Annotated in this window: 18 protein-coding genes and 1 pseudogene; 13 read left to right on the forward strand and 6 right to left on the reverse strand. The window is 72.3% G+C overall.

Going from position 1 to position 21,099, the window contains the following annotated elements:
- Nucleotides 1–11: 11 nt before the first annotated feature.
- Both ACZ7L1_RS34420 and ACZ7L1_RS34425 read right to left on the reverse strand, forming a co-directional pair.
- A complete protein-coding gene (locus ACZ7L1_RS34420; RefSeq protein ID WP_471442975.1) occupies nucleotides 12–458 on the reverse strand; it encodes an SPW repeat protein in 447 nt (148 codons plus the stop codon).
- Nucleotides 459–670: 212 nt separating this feature from the next.
- Complete coding sequence (locus tag ACZ7L1_RS34425) at nucleotides 671–1,477, reverse strand: SGNH/GDSL hydrolase family protein (protein ID WP_471442977.1); 807 nt, start codon at nucleotides 1,475–1,477, stop codon at nucleotides 671–673.
- A 298-nt stretch (nucleotides 1,478–1,775) separates the two neighbouring features.
- Between ACZ7L1_RS34425 and ACZ7L1_RS34430 the strand changes: the two genes are divergently transcribed.
- The 6 genes from ACZ7L1_RS34430 to ACZ7L1_RS34455 all read left to right on the forward strand — a co-directional run bounded on the left by ACZ7L1_RS34430 (nucleotide 1,776) and on the right by ACZ7L1_RS34455 (nucleotide 9,400).
- The gene (locus ACZ7L1_RS34430; protein ID WP_471442979.1) at nucleotides 1,776–1,925 is read left to right on the forward strand and encodes a hypothetical protein; all 150 of its coding nucleotides are present in this window, start codon (nucleotides 1,776–1,778) and stop codon (nucleotides 1,923–1,925) included.
- 119 nt (nucleotides 1,926–2,044) lie between these two features.
- Nucleotides 2,045–2,404, forward strand: coding sequence for an STAS domain-containing protein (locus ACZ7L1_RS34435; protein WP_471442981.1), 360 nt, complete (start codon nucleotides 2,045–2,047; stop codon nucleotides 2,402–2,404).
- Nucleotides 2,401–3,357, forward strand: a complete 957-nt coding sequence (locus tag ACZ7L1_RS34440; protein ID WP_471442983.1) for an anti-sigma factor RsbA family regulatory protein — start codon at nucleotides 2,401–2,403, stop codon at nucleotides 3,355–3,357. The genes ACZ7L1_RS34435 and ACZ7L1_RS34440 overlap by 4 nt, the downstream gene beginning before the upstream one ends.
- Before the next feature lie 223 nt (nucleotides 3,358–3,580).
- On the forward strand, nucleotides 3,581–4,444 hold the full coding sequence (locus tag ACZ7L1_RS34445; RefSeq protein WP_471442985.1) for a LysR family transcriptional regulator: 864 nt from the start codon (nucleotides 3,581–3,583) through the stop codon (nucleotides 4,442–4,444).
- Nucleotides 4,445–4,585: 141 nt separating this feature from the next.
- Nucleotides 4,586–5,047, forward strand: coding sequence for a hypothetical protein (locus ACZ7L1_RS34450; protein ID WP_471442987.1), 462 nt, complete (start codon nucleotides 4,586–4,588; stop codon nucleotides 5,045–5,047).
- Between the two features lie 9 nt (nucleotides 5,048–5,056).
- Nucleotides 5,057–9,400 (forward strand): HAD-IC family P-type ATPase, encoded by a 4,344-nt coding sequence (locus ACZ7L1_RS34455; RefSeq protein WP_471442989.1) that lies wholly within the window; start codon nucleotides 5,057–5,059, stop codon nucleotides 9,398–9,400.
- Nucleotides 9,401–9,557: 157 nt separating this feature from the next.
- On the opposite strand, the gene ACZ7L1_RS34460 is transcribed toward ACZ7L1_RS34455, so the two are convergent.
- A complete protein-coding gene (locus tag ACZ7L1_RS34460; protein WP_471442991.1) occupies nucleotides 9,558–10,364 on the reverse strand; it encodes a helix-turn-helix transcriptional regulator in 807 nt (268 codons plus the stop codon).
- A gap of 453 nt (nucleotides 10,365–10,817) precedes the next feature.
- Between ACZ7L1_RS34460 and ACZ7L1_RS34465 the strand changes: the two genes are divergently transcribed.
- The 4 genes and pseudogenes from ACZ7L1_RS34465 to ACZ7L1_RS34480 all read left to right on the forward strand — a co-directional run.
- The gene (locus tag ACZ7L1_RS34465) at nucleotides 10,818–12,269 is read left to right on the forward strand and encodes a WGR domain-containing protein (protein WP_471442993.1); all 1,452 of its coding nucleotides are present in this window, start codon (nucleotides 10,818–10,820) and stop codon (nucleotides 12,267–12,269) included.
- A gap of 194 nt (nucleotides 12,270–12,463) precedes the next feature.
- A complete protein-coding gene (locus ACZ7L1_RS34470) occupies nucleotides 12,464–13,030 on the forward strand; it encodes a methanogen output domain 1-containing protein (RefSeq protein WP_471442995.1) in 567 nt (188 codons plus the stop codon).
- Between the two features lies 1 nt (nucleotide 13,031).
- Nucleotides 13,032–14,606, forward strand: a complete 1,575-nt coding sequence (locus ACZ7L1_RS34475) for a SpoIIE family protein phosphatase (RefSeq protein ID WP_471443023.1) — start codon at nucleotides 13,032–13,034, stop codon at nucleotides 14,604–14,606.
- 36 nt (nucleotides 14,607–14,642) lie between these two features.
- A pseudogene (locus ACZ7L1_RS34480) lies at nucleotides 14,643–14,851 on the forward strand (multicopper oxidase domain-containing protein); the annotation flags it as partial.
- Between the two features lie 45 nt (nucleotides 14,852–14,896).
- Here ACZ7L1_RS34480 and ACZ7L1_RS34485 read toward each other — a convergent pair.
- Nucleotides 14,897–15,328: a MarR family winged helix-turn-helix transcriptional regulator gene (locus ACZ7L1_RS34485; protein WP_471442997.1), complete on the reverse strand. Its 432-nt coding sequence runs from the start codon at nucleotides 15,326–15,328 to the stop codon at nucleotides 14,897–14,899.
- Nucleotides 15,329–15,469: 141 nt separating this feature from the next.
- On the opposite strand from ACZ7L1_RS34485, the gene ACZ7L1_RS34490 reads away from it, so the two are divergent.
- From ACZ7L1_RS34490 to ACZ7L1_RS34500, 3 genes are all read left to right on the forward strand, one after another.
- On the forward strand, nucleotides 15,470–16,876 hold the full coding sequence (locus tag ACZ7L1_RS34490) for a DHA2 family efflux MFS transporter permease subunit (RefSeq protein WP_471443025.1): 1,407 nt from the start codon (nucleotides 15,470–15,472) through the stop codon (nucleotides 16,874–16,876).
- 427 nt (nucleotides 16,877–17,303) lie between these two features.
- The gene (locus ACZ7L1_RS34495) at nucleotides 17,304–17,555 is read left to right on the forward strand and encodes a WhiB family transcriptional regulator (RefSeq protein WP_471442998.1); all 252 of its coding nucleotides are present in this window, start codon (nucleotides 17,304–17,306) and stop codon (nucleotides 17,553–17,555) included.
- Nucleotides 17,556–17,885: 330 nt separating this feature from the next.
- Entirely contained in the window at nucleotides 17,886–18,707 is an 822-nt protein-coding gene (locus tag ACZ7L1_RS34500; protein WP_471443026.1) for an RNA polymerase sigma factor SigF, read from the forward strand.
- Between the two features lie 151 nt (nucleotides 18,708–18,858).
- Here ACZ7L1_RS34500 and gap read toward each other — a convergent pair whose 3' ends face one another.
- Nucleotides 18,859–19,857: a type I glyceraldehyde-3-phosphate dehydrogenase gene (gap, locus tag ACZ7L1_RS34505; RefSeq protein WP_471443000.1), complete on the reverse strand. Its 999-nt coding sequence runs from the start codon at nucleotides 19,855–19,857 to the stop codon at nucleotides 18,859–18,861.
- A gap of 102 nt (nucleotides 19,858–19,959) precedes the next feature.
- Entirely contained in the window at nucleotides 19,960–20,916 is a 957-nt protein-coding gene (locus ACZ7L1_RS34510) for a GlxA family transcriptional regulator (RefSeq protein WP_471443002.1), read from the reverse strand.
- Between the last annotated feature and the right edge of the window lie 183 nt (nucleotides 20,917–21,099).

A 21,099-nucleotide genomic window follows, 5' to 3' on the forward strand; every position in this document is an offset into this window, starting at 1 on the left:
GTACCGCGGTCTCACTGCGGAGCGCGGCGGGCGACGCCGATGGTCAGACCCATGGCTGCCAGGCCCAGCGCAGCCGTCACCGCACCCACCGCGACGTTGTTCGCGATGATGCCGGCCCGCGCGCTGTGCGTGGCGGTGACCACCCAGGGCGAGATGATGAGCCACACACCGAGCGGGACGACCACCCAGGCCAGGCGGAACATGCGCTCGGGCACCAGGGTCATACCGAGCCCGATCAGGCCGACGGCGATGCCGACGATCAGGTTGTTGACGGTGATGAAGGGCGTACCGGAGAAGTGCACGACCCAGGGTGATATCGCGGCGTAGACACCCGCCAGGAGGATCATCCCTTCAAGGGCGATCGCCCCGCCGCTGGCCGCCGTGCGCTCGAGCCGTTCCCGCATCTCCGCTATCTCGGGATGCGTGCCCATTCCACTGGAGTGCTGCGGATACGACATCGCTGTGCCTCTCGATGAGGATTGATTTATTCCTTACATACACAGTTCCCCCATTCAGGTGGATGTACCCAGTTTTGCGTCATTCGCGGTTGCGGCGTCTCGGGATGAAGACGTTCTGGCAGCCGGATGAGGCGCAGGTCCAGGGGGTGCCACCCCGTGTGACCTGAGGCGGACCTGTCGGGGTGCCGAGAACGGCGGGACCCGAGCGAAGTTCAGGCGGTGCGGTTCAGGGCGGGCAGGTAGGCCTGGGACTGTCCCTTTTCGGTGGGGTGGTACGACTCGGTCGGGGCAAGCCAGTTGACGCTGTGGAGCCATGGGGCGGGGGAGCAGATCTCGTGGCCGGTGAAGGCGCCGGTGATGTCGACGTAGGTGAACCCGTGGTGCGTGGCCCGTTCGTCGATGACCTTGTCGAGGCGGTCGACAGCGCCGTTGAGGGCGGAGCGGGTGGTGTCCGCCAGCCCCGCCTTGCAGCTGCCGTTGAGCTGGTACAGGTGCGGGTAGCCGAGGACGACGACATGGGCGTGGGGGGCTTTGGCCCGGATGGCGGCGTAGAGGCGGTCGAGGTCGCCGGGGAGGGCGCCGTCGATGCGGTCGAGCGCTTCCCTGACGGCGTCCAGGCAGGTCCCCGAGCCGTGCAGCACACAGGTCGTCATCACATGGGAGAAGCCGGCGTCACTGCCGCCGACGGTGATGGTGACCAGCCCGGTGCGGGCGTTGAGCGACCCGAGCTGGCGGCTCAGCACGTCGAGGGCGCGGGCGCCGTTGCAGGCGGTGAAGTCGAAGCTGGACGGCGCGTGGGCCGCGGCCCACAACGCGGGGAAGGAGTGGCTGCTGCGCAGACAGTCGGTGCTGGAGGTGAGATAGCTGCCGGCACCGACACCGGCGGAGTAGGAGTCGCCGAGGGCGACGTACCCGGTGGCGTACCCCCGAGGCGCGGCGTGCGCCGTGGGAGTTGCGGTGAGGGTGCAGACGGCGGTGAGAAGTGAGCACAGACGAGCGGCGATACGCGAGGGTTTCATGCATTCCGCTTACCACCGCGCACCGGGCCCCGCTGCGGTGCCGTCGGCGACGCTCGTCCCGGTTGAGAGGCGGCCGCATCTGTGCTCGTGGAGCTCGGTCGCCCGGCACCGGCCTCATACGCCGCTGAAGGTCGCGGCGGCGCGCGGTCTCCCGGCCACGGACAGCACCCGATCAGCCGCCGCTCGACCGGCGGCGTTTGTGCGCCGCGCCCGGGGAACTCGGAGGGTCTGTCCGGTCCCCACCTCGCTCGGAACTCCGAGCTCCTACACCACAGGGGAGTACTCGCTTACGTGGCCTGTGACCAAAGCCCTGCCGTCCGGGGGAGCCGGCACGGTCGCCTACCGGGCACTCGGCTCACCGGCGCCCGCCACCGGCCGCGACGCAGGGGCGATTGCCGCTCTCGGTGCCCCGGCGGGCGGCGTGCCCGGCACGGAGGCCGGGCAGTGACAAGCGCCGTGACCGTTCCGGCCGGTGCCGTGTGCCCGCCCGCGGGATACCGCCGCATGGCGTCGCCGGGCCGTAGGCCATACTGGCCGGGTTCCGGAGCAGCCGCACGAGGTGGAGAGATGGACACACCACAAGGCAAGCGGCAGGCGGCCTCCCAGCTCCTGCCGACAGCCACGTTGGAGGGCGGCCCGCTACCGGACCGGGCCGGGATGCGGGCGGTGGGTGAAATCAGCCTGGCGACGCAGCCGGTGTGGGAGCCTCTGCTGGAGGAACTCGTGGACGGGGACGAGCCGGTGTGCCATCTGGAGCTGTCCGCGGTCACCTTCATCGACGTCCGCGGCGCCGCCTCTCTCGTGGCGGCGGCCCAAGCTCTGGGGGAAGGGCGGCGCATCGTGCTGTTGCAGCCCCCGGCGAGTCTGCGGCGAACGCTGGAGTTGTTCTGGCCCGAGCTGTCGGTGATCGAGGTGGCGCAGTCATGACTGGTACGAAGGTGGACCACCGGTTCTGGCACCCCGCCTTGTTCTACTCCGGCCGCGACGAGTACCTGGCCGGCACCGTGTCGTTCGTGCAGGAAGGGCTGGCCGCCGGGGAGCCGGTGGCAGTGGCCGTGCCGGGTGACAATCTGCGTCTGCTGCGGGACGCTCTCGGCGCACAGGGCGAGGCCGTGCAGTTCCTGGACATGACCGAGGCCGGGCGCAATCCGGGGCGGATCATCCCCCGGGTGCTGCGAGGCTTCGCGGACGCCCACCCCACGGGGCGAGTACGGATCGTCGGGGAGCCCATCTGGGCCGGACGCACCGCGACCGAGTACCCCGCGTGTGTGCAGCACGAGGCCCTGATCAACGCGGCCTTCCGGGGCCGGGCCGTGAGCATCCTGTGCCCGTACGACACCTCCCGGCTGGATTCCGCGGTGCTCGCCGACGCGCACGCCACCCACCCGACGGTCATCGAGCGCGGCCAGGAGCGCGCCAGCGGCGCCTACGCGCCCGAACAGGTCGTCAGCCGGTACAACCAGCCCCTGCCGCCCGCACCGTTCGGCGCCGCCGAGTTCCCCTTCGACGCCGCCGCACTGCCCGCCGCCCGCCACTTCGCCACCGAGCAGGCGGTACTGCTGGGCCTGGCGAAAGACCGGACCGCGGACCTGGAGCTGGCGGTGGCCGAGCTGACCACGAACAGCGTGGTGCACGGCGGCGGCCGGGGCACCCTGCGCATGTGGGCGGAGGCCCGGCAGCTGGTGTGCGAGGTCAACGACGCGGGGGTGCACACCAATCCGCTGGCCGGGCGCATCCCTCCGCCCTCCGCCCGGCCCGGCGGCCGGGGCCTGCTGCTGGTGAACATCCTCGCCGACCTGGTCCGCCTGCACACCGGCCCGGACGGCACGACCACCCGCATCTATCTCGCCACCGAGAAGTACGCCCACGAGGCTCACTGAGCATCCGGCACCCGACCCTGCGTCGACACCGCTGCTGCGCGGGGAAGATGCCGTACCGGCGTCCGGGTCGCGGCCAGGCGGCAGCCGCTCGGCGGCCGCTACGGTGCTCGGGGTGATGGTGACCCGCGCGGCACGGTGCCTGATATGACGGTCATCCCCGAGGCTGACCGGACGGGTTGACCGAAGGGGTCGACCGAACGGGTCGATACGGGAGGAGGCGGCCATGGATCTCCGGCAGATGGAGGTCGTTGTCGCGGTCGCCGAAGAAGGCGGGTTCAGCGCGGCGGCACGGCGGTTGCACGTGGTGCAGTCCGCGGTGTCCACCACGGTGCAGTCCCTGGAGCGCGAGCTGGGCACACCGCTGTTCCAACGCACCACTCACCTGGTGTCGCTGACCCCCGCGGGAGAGGCCTTCCTGCCTGCCGCGCGTGCCACCCTGCAGGCCGCCCAACAGGCCCGTACGGCCGTCGACCCCTTCAAGGACGCACTGCGCGGCGAGATCACCGTCGGTGTGATGCAGGGCCTGTTCACCGGCCTCGCCCAGGCACTGGCCGGCTTCCACCGCGAGTACCCCGCGGTGACGCTCAGGCTGCGCCAGGCCCCTGTCGGCGACATCCCGCAGACGCTGCGCGACGGCAGCGTGGACCTGGCCGTCGTCGCCCTCGACACACCCCAGATGCGGGGACTCACAGCCCGGTTGCTGGCCCAGGAGGACATGGTCCTGGTGACAGGGCCGGCCACCGGTGCCCCGCCGGGCCGGCGGCCGGTGACCCTGGCCGAAGCAGCCCGCCTGCCGCTGGTGGACTTCCCCCCGGGCTGGGCGATCCGGCACGAGGTCGACAAGGCCTTCCGGGCGGCCTCGGTCGAACGCGCCGCCACCTTCGAGGTGAACGACGTGCTGGCGGCGACCGACCTGGTCCGGCACGGCTTGGGTGTGTGCATCATGCCCCCGTCGCTCGCCTCCCGGTTCCCCGATCTGCCGGTACGCCCGTTCGCCGGACAGGCACCGGCGTGGACGGTGAGAGTCGTCCACCCACAGGGACAGACGCCCCCCGCCGTCGCCGCGCTGCTGCGGCACATCACCTGACCCGTCGCCGCGCCGCTGGTCACTCAACCCCTCGCCGCGCTGCTGCGCACATCGCAGATGACCAAGACCCGGGGATGGCCGGCGCCGACGCGGGAACCCGGGCCCCGCAAGAAGGCGATGTCACCACGGATGAGGTGAGTCATGGCAGAGCAGAAGTCGCCGTCCCTGCCGATGCCGCTGAGGGCCGTTCCCCGGCCGGTGCGCGGCGCGGCCTCGGCCCTGGGCCGGCTTCCCGGCGCCGGGATGGTGGGCGGGGCGGCCGAGGGAACGCTGGAGAAGGTCGGCGCCGTGTCGCCGCGGGGGCGGCGCCTGGCGGTCTACGCCGGGGCCGGAGTGCTCGGCGCCGTGGGCGTGGTCGAGTGGCCCGTCGCCCTCACCGGCGCGGCGGTGGCCTGGCTCACGCAGCCCCGACCGCAGGCATCCGGGCAGGCTCCGGCCCGGGTGTCCGAGAGCGAGGGGACAACCTCCACCGCACCCCGGCCAAGGGCGTCCCGGGCGAAGAAGCCCACGGCCTCGGCACCCGAGCCCGCGCCCTCGAAGAAGCCTTCGGCGTCCTCCGGACGCGACGGCTCCGGTACGCGCCGCGCCCGTACCACCGGCTGAGGGCGCGTCATGGTTCTTGCGCTGCTGACGAGGCCTTCCGCCACCGCTGGACGTATCGTGCCGGCGGCGGTCCACCTGTTCGAACGGTCGGCCCCGACCGCCGTGGGCGCGGCCGCGGGAGCCGTGGCCCAGACGGCGCGGGCGGGGGTGCGGAGCGCGGACGCCGCGGTCCGTGTCGCCCGTGTCGCCCGGCACGCGCTACCGGGCCGTCCCCGCCCGTGGCGGTCCGGCACGCGGGCGCATCTCGCGCTGCGGCAGGCGGTTCCGGGGGAGGAGCGGCGGGCGGACGGAATCGCGACGAGGGCGCGCCGGGTGGCCGCGGCGCTGACGGAACACCCGGACGTGGCCTTCGCGTACTGGGACGGTGGGTTGGCCCGCCTGGTGGTGGCCGCGACCGAGGACGCGGTCACCGACCGTGTGGTGGAGGACGCGACCGGCCTCGCGGAACGCCACGGGCTGGTTCGGGCGGACGACCTGCCGGAGGAGTTCCCGCATCCGGCCGGGCCCGCAGGAGTACGGGCCGCCGCGACCGCGCTGGCGGCCGACGTGGCCGGCACCGCGGCCGCTGTGATCGGTTCGGCGCTGCGCCTGCCGCCGTCGCCGCGTCTGGTGACCGCGGCCGTGACACTGCTGCGGGAGAACCCGCGCTTTCGCGACCTGTTGCGCGCCCGGCTCGGCCGCACCGGCATGGACCTGGCGCTGGCCTGGGCGAACGCGGCCGCACACGGCGCCGGCCAGACACCCACGTCCCTGGTGCTCGACGGAGCGCTGCGGTCGTGCCAGTTGGCGGAGACGGTGGCGCGCGCCGCCGCCTTCGACGCCGTCCACGACGAGGTGTGCACGCCGGAGCGGGTCAGCGTGCCCGCCGGCGAGGTTCCGCGCCCGCCGCTGCGCACGGCCCCGGCCCAGGAGTACGCCTCCCGCGCCTCCACCGGAAGCCTGGTCGGAGCCGCGGTGACGCTGCTGGTCAAGCGCAGTGTCGACGAGGCCGCCGAGGCGGTGCTGGCGGGATCGCCGAAGGCCGCGCGCTACGGACCCGGCGCCTTCCAGGCCGTCCTGAGCGGCGCGCTGTCACGAGAGGGCGTTCTGGTGCGCGACCCGCAGCGGCTGCGGCAGCTGGAGACGGCCGGCACGGTCGTGCTGCACCCGAGCGCGCTGCGCACCGAGAGCGGCGAGGCGGACCCCTGGGCCGAGGTGGTGCTGGACGCGGCGCGCCGGGCCGGGCTGCGCGTCGTGGTCGTGGACGACCCCGCACTTGAGGAGTTCACCGGCCTCGCCGACCAGGTCGTGGACGCGCGGCGCCCCCTGGACGATGTGGTGCACGGGCTGCGCGGCGACTCCGGCGGCGTCGTCACGGTCGCCCGGCTTGGCTCGGCCGACGAACGCACCGTGCTGGCCGGGCTGCTCGCCGGCGACGTCGCCGTCGCCCTCACGGACCGGGACGCCGCCGTCGTATGGGGAGCGGACGTCCTGGCCGTGCACGGCCTCGCCGACGTGTGGCGGCTGCTGGTCGCGGTCCCCGCGGCCCGCGCAGTCGGGCGCCGCGCACAGACCCTGGCCCGTTCCGGTGCCGCGCTTTCCGGTCTGCTGGTGGCCGTGGGCGAGTCCAAGGGCGGCCGGGGGCGGCGGGGTCTGCTGCCCGGCCTGCGGCACGTTCCGGTCGACGTGAGCGCGGCGACGGCCCTGGTTTCCGGAGCGCGGTCGGCGCTGGGCGTCGCGGCGGCCCGCGCGCCGCGCCCCCGTCCGCGCGTGCCCTGGCACGAGCTGCCGCCCCAGGAGGCCCAGGCCCGGCTGGCAACCGAACGAGCCCGCGAACCGGACCCGGTCGACCTGGCCACGGCCCGGCTGCGCAAGGCGACGCGCGCGGCCGGACGGTTGCCCGCCCTGGCCCCGGCGCGCTGGACGTTCCAACTCGCCCGGGCGGTGCGCGGTGAACTCGACGATCCGCTCACGCCCGTCCTGGCGGTCGGCTCCGCCGCCTCCGCGATCCTCGGCTCCGTCGTCGACGCGGCGCTCGTCGTCGGCGCGCTCGACCTCAACGCGCTGGTCGGCGGCATCCAGCGGCTGCGGGCCGAACGGGCGCTGTCCGGCCTGCTCGCCGAGCAGAAGCAGAAGGCACGCGTGGCACCTGCACCCGCGCACAACGACGCGGCGGAACCCGCGCGGACGGTGGACGCCGCCCGGCTCAGGCCCGGCGACGTGATCCAGCTCAAGGCGGACGACGTCGTACCCGCCGACGCCCGCCTGCTTTGGCAGGACGGCCTCGAGGTCGACGAGTCGGCGCTGACCGGGGAGTCCCTGCCGGTTGTGAAGCAGGTCGATCCGACCCCGGGCGCCCCTGTCGCCGACCGCAGTTGCATGGTCTTCGAGGGCACCACGGTGGTGGCGGGACACGCGCGGGCCGTCGTGGTGCAGACCGGCGAGAGCACCGAGGCGGCCCGTGCCGTGACGCTCGCCGCGCGCACCCCGCCCTCCGCCGGGGTGCAGGCCAGGCTGCAGGAACTCACCCGCAAGGCACTCCCGCTCACCCTGGGCGGCGGAGCGGCGGTGACCGGACTGGCGCTGCTGCGCGGCACGCCGGTCCGGGAGGCGGTCAGCGGCGGCGTGGCCGTCGCCGTGGCCGCCGTGCCCGAGGGTCTGCCCCTGGTGGCCACGGTCGCGCAACTGGCCGCCGCCCGGCGCCTCGGCCACCGCGGCGTCCTGGTACGCACCCCGCGCACGCTGGAGGCCCTGGGCCGCATGGACACCGTCTGCTTCGACAAGACCGGCACCCTCACGCAGAACCGGCTGCGCCTGACCCGTGTCGCCGACGCCGACGGCACGGTCCACGGGGCGACCCGGGCGGCGGTCGCGGGAATCGTACGGGACGCGGCGCGTGCCTGCCCCCGGCTGAACGGCGGTACCGAGCGGCCGGTGCACGCCACCGACGCGGCCGTCCTGGACGCGGCCGGTGCCGACCCGCAGTGGGAGCAGGCCGCGGGCCTGCCGTTCGAGGCGGCCCGCGGGTATGCCGCGGCGGTCGGCCGCGCCGCGGACGGCCCGCGCACGCTCGTGGTCAAAGGGGCCCCGGAGACCGTCCTGCCCGCCTGCTCAGCACTGCCGGACCACGCGTCCGCCACGGCCCAGGCGCTCGCCGGCGAGGGCCTGCGTGTCCTGGCGGTGGCGAGGCGCACCCTGGGCGAGCACGAGAAGGAGTCCGACGTCATCGAACGACCGCTGGACCGACTGGAGTTCGCCGGTCTGCTGGCGCTCTCCGACGCGCCGCGCGAGACGTCCACGGCCCTGGTGAGCGGTCTGCGGGACGCCGGCGTACGACCGGTCATGCTGACCGGTGACCATCCGCGGACCGCCCGGGCGATCGCGACCGAACTGGGCTGGCCCGAGGACACCGTCGTGGTCACCGGAGAAGAACTCGCCGCCGCGGACCGGTCGGTGAGGATCCGGATGCTGGCCGGCGCGGGCGTCGTGGCCCGGGTCGCGCCGGAGCAGAAGCTCCAGGTCGTCGAGGCCCTGCGGGACGCCGGCCGGGTGGTCGGGATGGTGGGCGACGGCGCCAACGACGCCGCGGCGATCCGCGCCGCCGACGTCGGCGTGGGGATCAGCGCCCGGGGATCGGCCGCCGCCCGCAACGCCGCCGACCTGGTGCTCACCGACGACGATCTGACCGTCCTGGTCGAGGCGGTCCGCGAGGGCCGCGCCCTGTGGCGCAGCGTCGCCGACGCCGTCGCCATCCTCATCGGCGGGAACGCGGGCGAGATCGGCTTCGGCGCCATCGGCACCCTGCTGTCGGGAACCGCGCCGCTGAGTACCCGTCAGATGCTGCTGGTGAACCTGTTCACGGACCTGTTCCCGGCCATGGCGGTGGCGGTGACGCCGAAGCGGCAGGAGCCCACGACGACGGGGGAGCAGGACGGGGAGGGGGAGGAAGACGCCGCATCCGTGGACGGAGTGCCACGAGTCCTCGGGGCGCCCCTGATCCGGCAGATCCGCCATCGCGCGCTGACCACCTGCCTGGGCGCGGTGGCGGCCTGGCTGATCGGCCGCTTCACCCCGGGCACTGCTCGCCGCGCCGGCACGATGGCCCTGTGCGGGGTGGTCGGCACCCAGCTCGCCCAGACCCTGGCCGACCGCCGCGACAGCCCGCTGGTCCGCGTGACGGCCCTCGGCTCCGCCGTCGCACTCGTCGCCCTCGTCCAAACGCCCGGCGTCAGCCGTCTGTTCGGCTGCACTCCGCTCGGACCGTTCGCCTGGGCGGGCGTCGCCGCGGCGATCGCTCTGGCGCTGATGGGCCAACGGGCGCTGCCCCGGCTGGAACCGGCCATCGCCCGACTGCTGCCGACGGGACGGGGGTGACGGCCGGCGGGGCGAGGTGTGCGGGGGATGTCCGCCGGGTCGGCCCCTCCTGGCCCGCGCTCGCCGTCAACTGACGGATCGCCTCGCCGACACCCGGGCCCGGCGACATGCCGCCGGGCCCGGCGGGCATCGGGAGGGGCCCGCCAGGCTCGATGGCCTATCCGCGCTGACGGTGGGGCGGGTTCGGTGCGGGGACCAGGCCGAGTTGCTGGGCCCGGAGCACCGTGCTGATGCGGTCCCGGGTGCCCAGTTTCCGGTAGACGTTCTGGATGTGCTTGTGCACCGTCCGGTCGGATATGCCGAGGCGGCGGCCGATGGCGGCGGCGGTCAGCGCTTCGGTGAGCAGCAGCAGGACGGCCGCCTCCCGAGGAGTGAGACCACAGTCCGCGGCCACCTCCTGCGGAGCACCAGGAGCGACGAGTCGCTGCCAGCGTTCCAGGAGTTGCCGCTGCTGGTCGACGGCCGCCGGCAGAGGCTGCACCCTCCGGGCGAAGCTGACCTGGTCGTCGGTGAAGTCCGTTCCGGAGCGGTAGACGAGACACCCGGTGATGGGGGTGGTCGCCTCGGGCAGCGGGATCGCCAGCACATGGTCCATGTCCAGCGCATCGTCGACCAGACATGCGGTCGCGCTCGCGGACCAGGCAGCACCGAGCACCCGGCCGGCTGTGACCGGCGCGCGGTCGCGATCGCTCCCGTAATGCCCCGCGAACGGAAACCCGGCGCGCAGAAGCCCCAGTGCCTCGTCGTCGAGTACGTCCAACGCCGCTGCCGCCTCGGGCGCCGTACCGACCGTGCCCGCGCTCTCACTCCAGTCGTCCAGCTTGTAGATCAGGACCTCGCCGCCGCACACATCCGGCAGCGTGGCGGCCATCAGGGGCCACAACCGCGCGGGTTCGCGTTCGTGGAGCGCCGCCGTGGCCACCGACAGCATGCGTTCGTAGGCCACGTCCAGCCCCTGTGCCATGTGTCCTCTTTCGCTCATCCGGCCGTTCGTCGTACGCAGTTCTACCCATACCGGTGCGCCCCCTCGCTGATCCACACTCCAACCGAAGCGACATCGACGTTCCCGGACGCACTCCGGCCCACGGGCGCTGGGCGGTTGCGGCGGAGTGGATCAGGCGACCGGGGGGTGCCTGATCCGGCTCATGGGGTCGATGGCGAGTGGCCCACCAGAGTCCGTGCGGGCCGGCGGCATAGGGGAACGCCGGCCCGCACGGCTGCCGCCATCCCGCCGACTTCCATGGCCCTCCCGGCCGCCCGGCCATGTCTCCGCCGCGCACGGCCCGTGACCACGAGCCGCAGCACCCGGTCCGCAAGCCGCGGTGCGGGGCGATTGTCAGTGGCCCCCCCTACGGTGTGAGCGGTGGGACCCGGCGGAAAGGCCGCGGGGCCGCTCTTGGGGAGGGGGCTGTCTGTCATGTCTGCAGGGTCCGCGGTGTCGACCACGTATCTGGAACTGTCGCAGGAAGCCGGCGGTGCGCACAAGTTCTACGAAGTGGCCGTCGACGGCCAAGTGGTGACGGTGCGGTACGGGCGGATCGGCGCAGCCGGACAGACCCAGACGACGACCTTCCCGACGGCGGACAAGGCACGGGCCGCCGCCGCGAAGAAGGTGGGGGAGAAGGTCCGCAAGGGATACGCCCCGGCTGTGCCCGGGCAGCGCGCGCCGCGCACGGTGACCCGGCGTCAGGTCGCCTCGGCTCCGTCCACCGCCCGCGCCGTGGCGCCCGTGCTGTGGCGGTTCCGTACCGGCTCCTCGGCGTTCGGTATCCATGTCGACGACGAGCACTGCTGGGTCGGCAACCAGGCGGGCGACGTCTACACCCTGGACCACGACGGTGGCGTACTCGCCCGCTTCAGCCTGCCGGACGGCGTGAAGTGCCTCGTGGCCGACGACTTCTGGATCTACGCGGGCTGCGACGACGGCAGGGTGTACGACCTGTCCTCCAAACTGCCGTTCGCGGCGTACGAGATCGCGCCGGACGTCGACATCTTCTGGCTGGACATCCACGAGGGCGTCCTGAACGTCTCGGACCGTGACGGCCGCCTGACCGTCATCGATCACGAGGACGAACACCAGTGGGCCCGCCGCAGTCAGGGCGAGCACGCCTGGATGGTCCGCGCGGACGACCGGGCCGTCTACCACGGCCACCACCGGGGCGTCACCGCCTACGCGCCCGACGGGGGCCGCGAGCTGTGGCACGCACCCACCCGGGGTGGAGTCCTGTTCGGCTGGCAGGAGGACGACACCGTCTACGCGGGAACCGCGCACCGCGTGGTCCAACGACTGTCGAAGGCGACCGGCGCGATAGAGGCCACCTACGCGTGCGACAGCGCGGTGTACTCGTGCGCCACATCGCCCGGCGGGCGGTTCGTCTTCGCCGGTGACGCCGCCTCTTCCGTGTACTGCTTCGACCGCGACGGCACGCGCCTGTGGAAGCTCGGCACGGGCGGCGGCTCGGCGCTGTCGATGCAGTACCGCGACGAGCGGCTGTATGTGGTGACCACGGACGGCTCGCTGGTGTGCGTGGACGCGAGCGAGACGGCCGTGTCCGCGGCGCAGCAGGGAACGGTGCCGGTGGCGCGGGACGTCAAGCTCGCCGCCGCGCTGCCGACCTACGCTCCGGCCACGGCCGCGGGCTCGGTGGCCACCGTCGCCCACGCTCCCGCCGGGACGGTCGTCGTCGAATGCGTCCAGGAGAGCGGCCGCCTCCGCGTGCATGTGGTGTCCGAGGGCTACGACTCCTCCTGGAACGTGCAGTTCCCGCGTGCGATACGGGAGCCCGGGGCCCGCTACGTCGTGGACGCCCTGCACGCGGCGGCCGGCGGCTTCTACCGGGTCCGCGGCGACATCCGGCGGCTGCTGTGACCGGTCCGGGCGCGGCCCGCCGCGCTGTACTACCGGCGTCAACGCCGGTATGCGGTGGTGCCCGTAACCGGGGGATCGTGCGTCGCTGATGGGGGCGCTATGCTCGCGAACAGACCGTGTGATGACAGATGGACCTGTCAGTCGACATCTACACCGGCCGTGCGCACGGTACTCCGAGACAAAGGAGGGCCGTCGTGAACCTGGCCAAGGAAGCTCACGTGGACCTGGACCGGGACGTGTTCATGCGGGGACTGGTCCGCGAGCTGGCCACGTCCCTGGAGTCCGTGGTCGGACTCGAGGAGGCCTCCGGCTACATCAGCCTGGTCGGCCAGTCGGTGGGGCTGCAGATCAACGAGGCCTACACCGAGGCCATGGGCCTGCCGCAGCTGACCCGCGAGCAGGTCGCCGACGTGCTGGTCGATCTCAAACAGCGCATCGAGGGCGACTTCTATCTCATCTCCCAGGACGAGCAACGGATCGTCCTGGGCAGCCGCAGCTGCCCGTTCGCGGAGAAGGTGCTCGGGCGGGAGTCGATGTGCATGATGACGTCCAACGTCTTCGGCACCATCGCCGCGCAGAACCTCGGATACGCACGCGTCGAGCTGGAGGAGACGATCGCCCGCGGCGCCACCGGCTGCCGCGTCGTGGTGCACCTCGAACCCGAACTCGACCTGGGCGAGGAACCGGGCCGCGAGTACTTCGGCGACGCTGCGGCGGTCGAAGAGGAGATGGTGGACGCAGGGACCGGAGCGGGTGGCTGAGATGAACCTGGCGATGTTCCAGGCCATCGTCAGGGCCCTTCCCCACGCCGTCGTGGTCTGCACCGTCTCCGGCCGGGTGGTGGCCGTCAATCCCGCCACGAGCCGTACGGTGGACACGCTCCGTCTCGATGTGGAACTCGCGGACCTGGTGCTGGACCCCGCCGACCTGTACCGGCGGATGGCACAGTGGGCGCGCAGCGGATCCCCGCTGCCCGGCGTCATGACCGTGCGCGACAGCGCCGGCGACCCGGTGCGCCTGCGTTGCCACGGAGGCCGGGCCACCTGGTGGAAGGGTCCCGAGCCGGCCATCCAGCTGCACCTGTCCCGGCTCGACGTCAGCGACCGCTTCGTGGCGCTCAGCCAGCGCATCAGCCTGCTGAACCAGCAGATGGCCTACCGGCACGCGATCGCCCAGCAGCGGGACCAGCTGCTGCGCACCGAGCAGCGGGCCCGCGCGCGGATGCAGCGCCTGTACCGGCTCACGGCGGCCCTGGCGGCCGCCGGCACCCTCACTGACGTCTGCGACGCCGTCTACAAGTGCGCGCCCCAGGCCCTGGACGCCGCGGACGTGACGCTCGAGCTGCACCCGCGGCGCATCGTGCCGTCCCTCGGCCCGGCCGACACACTGCCCGTGACCACGGCCCCCTGGGTGGACCTCGACCGGCTGCACAGGGCACCGGTCTCCGCGGCGGCGTACGACGCCGAGCAGCGTCTTCCGCTTCAGACCGAGGGTGTCACCCTCGGCACCCTGGTCATCCACTACGCGCCAGGAGCCGAGCAGGACGCCGAGCACACCCTCGCCATCGGTCAGCAGATCGCCCAGGCCGTGCGCAGGGCGGGTCTCTTCGAGCACGAACACCGGCTCGCCGAACGCCTCCAGCGCAGCCTGCTGCCCAACCTGCCAGACGTCGACGGACTGGACATCGCCGGCGGTTACGCCCCCGGTACCCAGCTCGTCGACGTCGGCGGCGACTGGTACGACGTGCACATCCTCGACGACGAAACCGTTGGCCTCACCATCGGCGACATCGCCGGCCACGGCATCGCCGAGGCCACCGCCATGGCCCAGACCACCACCGTGCTGCGCAGCATCGCCCGGCGCAGCGGTACCCGTCCGCCCGCGGTCCTGGCGGAGCTCAACGACTTCCTGGGCACCTACCACCACGGCCTGATGGCCACGGCCTGCTACGCCGCCTACGACCGCCGCACCCGCACCCTGCGTTACTCCCGGGCCGGCCACCCTCCGCCCCTGCTGATCCGCGCCGACGGATCGAGCCGGTACCTCGAGGGCGCGCTCGCCCCACCGCTCGGCCCTGTCCCGTTCACCGACTACCCGCAGGCGGAGACCAGCGTCCCCTCAGGTTCCACCCTCGTGTTCTACACCGACGGTCTGATCGAGCGGCGTGGTCAGAGCCTGGACGTGGGTCTGGCACAGCTCGTTCAGACGGCGCGCTCGACCGCGGGCCTCGACGCCGAGGGCATCTGTTCCCTGCTGCTCCACCAGCAGCCCGACACGGAGATGCCCGACGACAGGGCCCTGCTCGCCGTGCACTTCCCGTCGTCGTCCGCCGCCTGAAGCGCGTGCGGCCGCACGCACGCCTGCCGTACCCGCCCGTACCGGGTCGTCGACAACAAGATCGTCGGCCCGGCCGACTCCTTCGGCTTCCAGGTCGTCGCGGGGGAGGGCGTCGGAGCGGGCGCGTGGATGTACCACTGCCATGTGCAGAGCCACTCCGACATGGGGATGGTGGGGCTGTTCCTGGTAAGACGGACGGAACGATTCCCGGATACGAGCCGCACGACCACGATCCCGCGCACTGACGCCGAGGTCCGTGTCACCGAGCCGCAGGGGCTGCCGAACCGGTGTCAGGCCGTGGCCTCGCGAATCCGTGCGAGCAGGGTCCGCAGTTCGGCGCGGTCTGCCGCGCTCAGGGCGGCCGTGGCTTCCGCCAGCGCGAGGCGGTCCACATCCTCCGCTTCGCGGTGGCACCGCCGGCCCTTGTCGGTGAGGCGGAGCAGGAAGGCCCGGCGGTCCTCCGGATGGCGCACGCGCTCCACCAGCCCGTCGCGCTCCAGGCTGTCGACGATGCTGGTCGTAGTCCGTGCCGCGACCCCCGTCATCTCGCTCAGGTCCCGCATCCGCAGAGGCTGCTGCGCCCGTGCGAGCATCCGCAGTGCCCGGAGCCGGGCGACCGAGGCGCCACCCGCCCGCAGCCGGGACTCCACGAAGCGGCGCAGTTGGTGCGTCGTCTCGTAGAGCTCGTCGACCAGGATGTCGCTGCTGCCCTGCACTGCCATGTGACTTCCCCGTTCCGTCGCGATATCCCATTCTATGAGCACCCTCATAGTGAGTATGCTCAGTATGTGCTTCCGCTCCGCCGTCGCCCCGTCCTGCCCCGCCCCTCCCTCCGTCCCGGCCAGCGCCTGGTCGTCCCCGTCATGTGCGTCTGTGTGACGTTCATCGCGATCGTCGACGGAGCCATCACCACGGTGGCGCTCCCGTCGATCGCCCGCCAGTTCCAGCTGACCACCGCCGCCCTGGACGGAGTGGTCGTGGCCTATCCGGTCTGCCTGGCCATGGCCATCCCCGCCTCGGCCTGGCTGGTCGAACGATGCGGCGCCAAACGCGTCCTGCTCACCGCACTGACCGGCTTCCTCGGCTCCTCACTGCTGTGCGGCGCGGCCGTCGGCCTCGGCCAACTCGTCGCCTTCCGTGCGCTCCAGGGACTGTCCGCCGGAGTCCTCTTCCCCGCCTCGGCCTCCTTGCTGTTCTCCACCTTCAACTCCTCGGAGCAGGTGCGGATCTCCCGATACATGATCATCCCCCAGCAGATCGCTCCGGCCGCCGCCCCCATACTCGGCGGCCTGCTGGTGGACCATCTGTCCTGGCGCTGGGTCTTCTACGTCAACCTGCCGGTGGGCCTGCCGGCCGTGCTGTTCGGGGTGCTGTTCCTGTCCGGGCACCGCGGCCCCCGGCCCGGTCGCTTCGACCTGCTCGGACTGCTGCTGAGCGCGGCGGCCCTGGGTGCCGTGATGTTCGGCGTCAGCGAAGGCCCCAACCGCGGCTGGTCCTCCGCCGGGGTCGTCACCGCCCTGGTGCTCGGCGCGGTCCTGCTCGCTGCCACCATCGCCTTCGAACTGGGTACCGCCGAGCCCCTGTTGAAGCTCCGCCTCTTCACGGACCGGCTCTTCAGGGACACCAATCTCATCAATCTGGTGGGTCTGGTGCCGATCCTGGGCGCCATGTACCTGGGCCCGCTCTTCCTCCAACAGGGGCAGGGCCGCACCGCCCTGGAGTCCGGCACCAGCACCTTCCCCGAGGCCTTCGGCGTCCTGCTGACCGTTCAGGTCGCCGGGGCCCTCTACGCGAGGATCGGCCCCCGGGTCATCGTCGGCTGCGGCCTGGCCGGTGTCAGCGCGGTCCTGCTGCTCTTCGCCACCTGCGACGAGCACACCGGCCTGTGGGCCTTCCGCGGCTACATGTTCCTGCTCGGCCTCGCCATGGGCGGCGTCTTCATGCCGACCACGGTGGCCTCACTGGCGACCGTCGCGCGAGTGGACCTGGCCCAGGCGTCCACGCTGAACACCGTCGTGCGCCAGACCGGAGGCGCCCTCGCACCGGCGGTGGTGACCATGGCCCTGGTCATGAGCACCCCCTCGGCGGCCGCGGCAAACCCGCCCGTCACCGCCTACCAGCACGCCTACCTGTCCCTGGCCGCGATCGCGGCGGTGACCGCGGTCTTCGCCTTCACCGTCCCCGACGGCCCGGCCCGCGCCGCGGCCCGCGGCACCACCGTCGCGAACCGGTCCACGCCCTTCCGGCGCCAGAGGGAGAACGCCCGCTAGGGCATCCGCCTTTGCCCGCACGGAGCGTCGCGCTCGGTCGATCCTGCCCGGCCGGCGGGTCACCCCGGGTCGGCGATGGCTCCGGCACGAGGGACGGACCGCCGGCCAGGGGAGCCCGACGGGGACAGGGCGGCTGTCGAGAATCACCGAGTGTCTCCTTTCCGGCCGTTCTCGCCGACGACCGCGACCACAGGTGCAGGGACGCCCGGCCGCCAGCCGGCCTCTCGGCCGCAGCCGGGGTCGGCTGACGCCCGGTCGGTTCAACGGTGGCTTGTTCGAACGGGCAGTTGTGAGGATTCCGCGAAGCTTGCACATGCACGGCTTTTCGACCGGTTTCATCCGTACGTCGGCAGGTGACCCGAAGCGAGTACACGAAATACGCGTTTCCCAAGGGCACGGACGACTTTCGATCGCAGGTGACTTTTCAATGGACAACTGGCGAGACCATGCCGCGTGCCGACACGAGGATCCCGACCTCTTCTTCCCGATCGGCACCACGGGTCCGGCGTTGCTGCAGACTCAGCAGGCGAAGGCGGTCTGCCGACGCTGCCCCGTGCAGGAGGAGTGCCTGCAGTGGGCGCTCGAGACCAATCAGAGCATCGGTGTGTGGGGCGGTACGAGCGAAACCGAACGCCGCGCGCTGAAGCGGCGCGCGGGAGCCCGGCGCCGCTCCGGGTAGCCCGAGCGGCGCGTCAGGGTGCGCCGCACGCGCGATGCTCGCGGTGATACCCGCAGAGTGCGCCCAGTCAGTGGGGGCCGCGGCGGTGCGGCGGCCCCCATGCTGTCTTCACCCCACCGCAAGACCCGCTCCCAGGCCCCCGGCCACCGGGCTGTCCCTCGGCCCGCGACGAGCGTGTCGCGGTGGGGGAGCCGCGGTGGGATGCCGTGCGTCCAAACGCAGGCATGTGCAGCGGATGCCGGGGTACACGAGGCCTCGTCAGCTCGTGCAGGCAGGGAGGCCTGCTTGGATCTGGGAGGGAAACACGTGACGGCAGCGACCACGGCGACAATGGCCGCGCATATAGCCGGACTGCCGCAGCTCGCCGACCCGTCCGGGGTTGCACCCAAGGACGCTCGTGCGTTGTCGAAGCTGTTCTTCGACCAGTTGGCAGTGCTGGAGGAGGGTACGCCCGAGTACCAGTACGCGCGCAACACGCTGATCGAGATGAACATGTCCCTCGTCCGGTTCGCGGCGGCCCGGTTCCGCAGCCGCGGTCCGGAGGAGATGGAGGACATCGTCCAGGTCGGCATGATCGGGCTGATCAAGGCGATCGACCGGTTCGAACTCTCGCGGGAGGTGGAGTTCACCTCCTTCGCGATTCCGTACATCGTGGGTGAGATCAAGCGGTTCTTCCGTGACACCTCGTGGGCGGTGCACGTGCCACGGCGCCTGCAGGAGGCCCGGGTCCAGCTCGCACGCGCCACCGAGGAGCTCCGCAGCCGCCTGGGCCGCGCTCCGACGGTCAAGGAGCTGTCGGAGCTGATGTGCCTGTCCGAGGAGGAGGTCATCGAGGCTCGTCTGGCGGCCAACGGCTACAACTCCTCCTCGCTGGACGCCGCCATCAACAGCAGCGAGGACGGTGAGACCGCGCTGGCGGACTTCATCGGCGCCGACGACCAGGCGCTCGAACTGGTGGAGGACTTTCAGGCGTTGGCCCCCATGATCGCCGAACTCGGCGAGCGGGACCGGCAGATCATTCACCTGCGGTTCGTCGAGGAACTCACGCAGGCGCAGATCGGCGAACGCCTCGGCGTCTCGCAGATGCACGTCTCCCGTCTGCTCTCCCGCACGCTCGCCCGGCTGCGCGAAGGCATGCTCACCACCAGTTGAGACACCGGTACTCCGTAACCCCCGCTGGATGAGCGGCCCCTGGAACGCCCCAGAGACGTTCCAGGGGCCGCCTGGCACCAGACCCGCGCCCTTACACGCATCGACAGCGGTGCGCCCCGGCCTGACGGACGGTTCGGCGCCGGGAATGCGGTCAGCGGGTGGCGAGGAGCTCGAGTGTGTCGATCACGCGGTTGGAGAAGCCCCACTCGTTGTCGTACCAGGCGACCACCTTGACATGGCGGCCGTCGACCCGGGTGAGAGCCGAGTCGAAGATCGACGAGGCGGGATTGCCCGTGATGTCGGACGACACCAGCGGGTCCTCCGAGTACTCGAGGATCCCGGCGAGCGGCCCCTCGGACGCGGTGCGGTACGCCGCCAGCACGTCGTCGCGCGTCACGTCGCGGGCGACGGTCGTGTTGAGTTCGACGATCGAGCCGACGGGGACCGGCACGCGGATCGAGTCGCCGGACAGCTTGCCGTCGAGGTTCGGCAGCACCAGGCCGATCGCCTTGGCGGCGCCCGTCGTGGTCGGCACGATGTTGACAGCCGCGGCGCGGGCTCGGCGGGCGTCGCGGTGCGGACCGTCCTGCAGGTTCTGTTCCTGTGTGTAGGCGTGCACCGTCGTCATGAAGCCGTGCTCGATGCCGGCGAGCTCGTCCAGCACCGCGGCGAGCGGTGCGAGCGCGTTGGTCGTGCACGAGGCGTTGGAGACAATCGTGTGTACGGCCGGGTCGTAGGCGTCGGTGTTGACGCCGAACGCCAGGGTGACATCGGCGCCGTCCGACGGCGCACTGACGAGCACCTTCTTCGCGCCCGCGTCCAGGTGGGCGCGGGCGGCCTTGGCCGAGGTGAAGCGGCCGGTCGCCTCCAGCACGATGTCGACGCCCAGCTCGGCCCACGGCAGTTGCGCCGGTTCCCGCTCGGCGAGCACCGTGAGGCGGCGGCCGTCGACGACGAGGGCGTCCCGGTCGACGGTCACCGGTCGACCGAGCCGGCCGGCCGTAGTGTCGTAGGCCAGCAGCCGCGCGAGCGTGGTGGGTTCCGTCAGGTCGTTGACGGCGACGACCTCGAGGTCGCTGTCGCGTTCGAGCAGGGCGCGCAGCACGTTGCGTCCGATGCGGCCGAATCCGTTGATGGCGATACGAGTCATGAAAGTGTCCCTTCGGTCCGCCACCAGGTTGCCGGTGCGACAGCCGCCCGGGACAGCGGCGTGATCGCCACGGTCCGCAAGGATCGCGCCACCCGCGGCGGGCTACTCGCCCTGGGCGAAGGTGCGCCGGTATTCGCTCGGCGTGGTGCCGAGGATGCGCTGGAAGTGCAGCCGCAGATTCGCGCCGGTCCCGAGACCGACGTCGGCGGCGATCTGCTCGACGCTCCGCTCCGAACGCTCGAGCAGCTCGCGGGCCAGGTCGATGCGGGCGCGCATGACCCACTGCATCGGCGTGTACCCGGTGTCTTCGACGAAGCGCCGCGAGAACGTGCGCGGCGACACCGCCGCATGCCGGGCGAGCACGTGAAGGGTGAGGGGTTCGTCGAGCCGGTGCAGTGCCCACTCCCGGGTGGCGGCGAACCGCTCGCCGAGCGGCTCGGGCACGCTGCGCGGTACGTACTGCGCCTGACCGCCGCTGCGGTAGGGGGCCGCGACCAGGCGCCGGGCGGCGTGGTTGGAGGCGGCCACGCCGAGGTCGCCGCGCAGAATGTGCAGGCAGAGGTCGATGCCCGAGGCGGCGCCGGCCGACGTCAGCACGCTGCCCTCATCGACGAACAGGACGTTCTCGTCGACCTGGACGAGCGGATGCTTCGCCGCGAACGCCCGCGTGTAATGCCAGTGGGTCGTGGCACGCTTGCCGTCGAGCAGGCCCGTGGCGGCGAGCGCGAAGGCGCCCGTCGAGATGGCGGCGAGCCGCGTTCCCCGAGCGTGGGCGGTGATCAGCGCGTCGACGACGGCCTTCGGCGGGTCGTCGCGGTCCGGGAACCGGTAACCGGGGATGAAGACGATGTCGGCCCATGCCAGCGTGTCGAGGCCGTGGGCGACGTGGTACGACAGACCGTCCCCGCCGGTCACGAGACCTGGTGCCGCGCCGCACACCCGCACCTCGTACGGCATGCTCGCCCGGGTCGTGAACACCTGTGCGGGGATGCCGACGTCAAGCGGCTTCGCACCCTCGAGCACCAGGACGGCGACGCGACGCAGACGGGAGGCTGACACGGGGAACAGGGTACGCAGGCGCGCGGCTGCGGCGATGTCTGGCCGCCGAGCGGGCCGGACAGGTGATCGGACACGACAGGTTCACCCGCAGAGGCCGGCGACGGGCGGCTCCTTTGGAGCAGGGGAACCGACCCGAAGCGATCCGTTGCGATGCCGGGCGACCGCGGTGCGCGGCGGCGGTGG

The sequence above is a fragment of the Streptomyces sp. NPDC107546 genome, assembly GCF_055639175.1.

Bases quoted from the DNA above. Each gene is read 5' to 3' on its own strand.
- gap (WP_471443000.1), bottom strand. From the start codon at position 19,857: ATGACTCGTATCGCCATCAACGGATTCGGCCGCATCGGACGCAACGTG.
- ACZ7L1_RS34445 (WP_471442985.1), top strand. From the start codon at position 3,581: ATGGATCTCCGGCAGATGGAGGTCGTTGTCGCGGTCGCCGAAGAAGGC.
- ACZ7L1_RS34475 (WP_471443023.1), top strand. From the start codon at position 13,032: ATGAACCTGGCGATGTTCCAGGCCATCGTCAGGGCCCTTCCCCACGCC.
- ACZ7L1_RS34500 (WP_471443026.1), top strand. From the start codon at position 17,886: ATGGCCGCGCATATAGCCGGACTGCCGCAGCTCGCCGACCCGTCCGGG.
- ACZ7L1_RS34425 (WP_471442977.1), bottom strand. From the start codon at position 1,477: ATGAAACCCTCGCGTATCGCCGCTCGTCTGTGCTCACTTCTCACCGCC.
- ACZ7L1_RS34490 (WP_471443025.1), top strand. From the start codon at position 15,470: ATGTGCGTCTGTGTGACGTTCATCGCGATCGTCGACGGAGCCATCACC.
- ACZ7L1_RS34420 (WP_471442975.1), bottom strand. From the start codon at position 458: ATGTCGTATCCGCAGCACTCCAGTGGAATGGGCACGCATCCCGAGATA.
- ACZ7L1_RS34465 (WP_471442993.1), top strand. From the start codon at position 10,818: ATGTCTGCAGGGTCCGCGGTGTCGACCACGTATCTGGAACTGTCGCAG.
- ACZ7L1_RS34460 (WP_471442991.1), bottom strand. From the start codon at position 10,364: ATGGCACAGGGGCTGGACGTGGCCTACGAACGCATGCTGTCGGTGGCC.
- ACZ7L1_RS34450 (WP_471442987.1), top strand. From the start codon at position 4,586: ATGGCAGAGCAGAAGTCGCCGTCCCTGCCGATGCCGCTGAGGGCCGTT.
- ACZ7L1_RS34485 (WP_471442997.1), bottom strand. From the start codon at position 15,328: ATGGCAGTGCAGGGCAGCAGCGACATCCTGGTCGACGAGCTCTACGAG.
- ACZ7L1_RS34495 (WP_471442998.1), top strand. From the start codon at position 17,304: ATGGACAACTGGCGAGACCATGCCGCGTGCCGACACGAGGATCCCGAC.
- ACZ7L1_RS34435 (WP_471442981.1), top strand. From the start codon at position 2,045: ATGGACACACCACAAGGCAAGCGGCAGGCGGCCTCCCAGCTCCTGCCG.
- ACZ7L1_RS34440 (WP_471442983.1), top strand. From the start codon at position 2,401: ATGACTGGTACGAAGGTGGACCACCGGTTCTGGCACCCCGCCTTGTTC.
- ACZ7L1_RS34455 (WP_471442989.1), top strand. From the start codon at position 5,057: ATGGTTCTTGCGCTGCTGACGAGGCCTTCCGCCACCGCTGGACGTATC.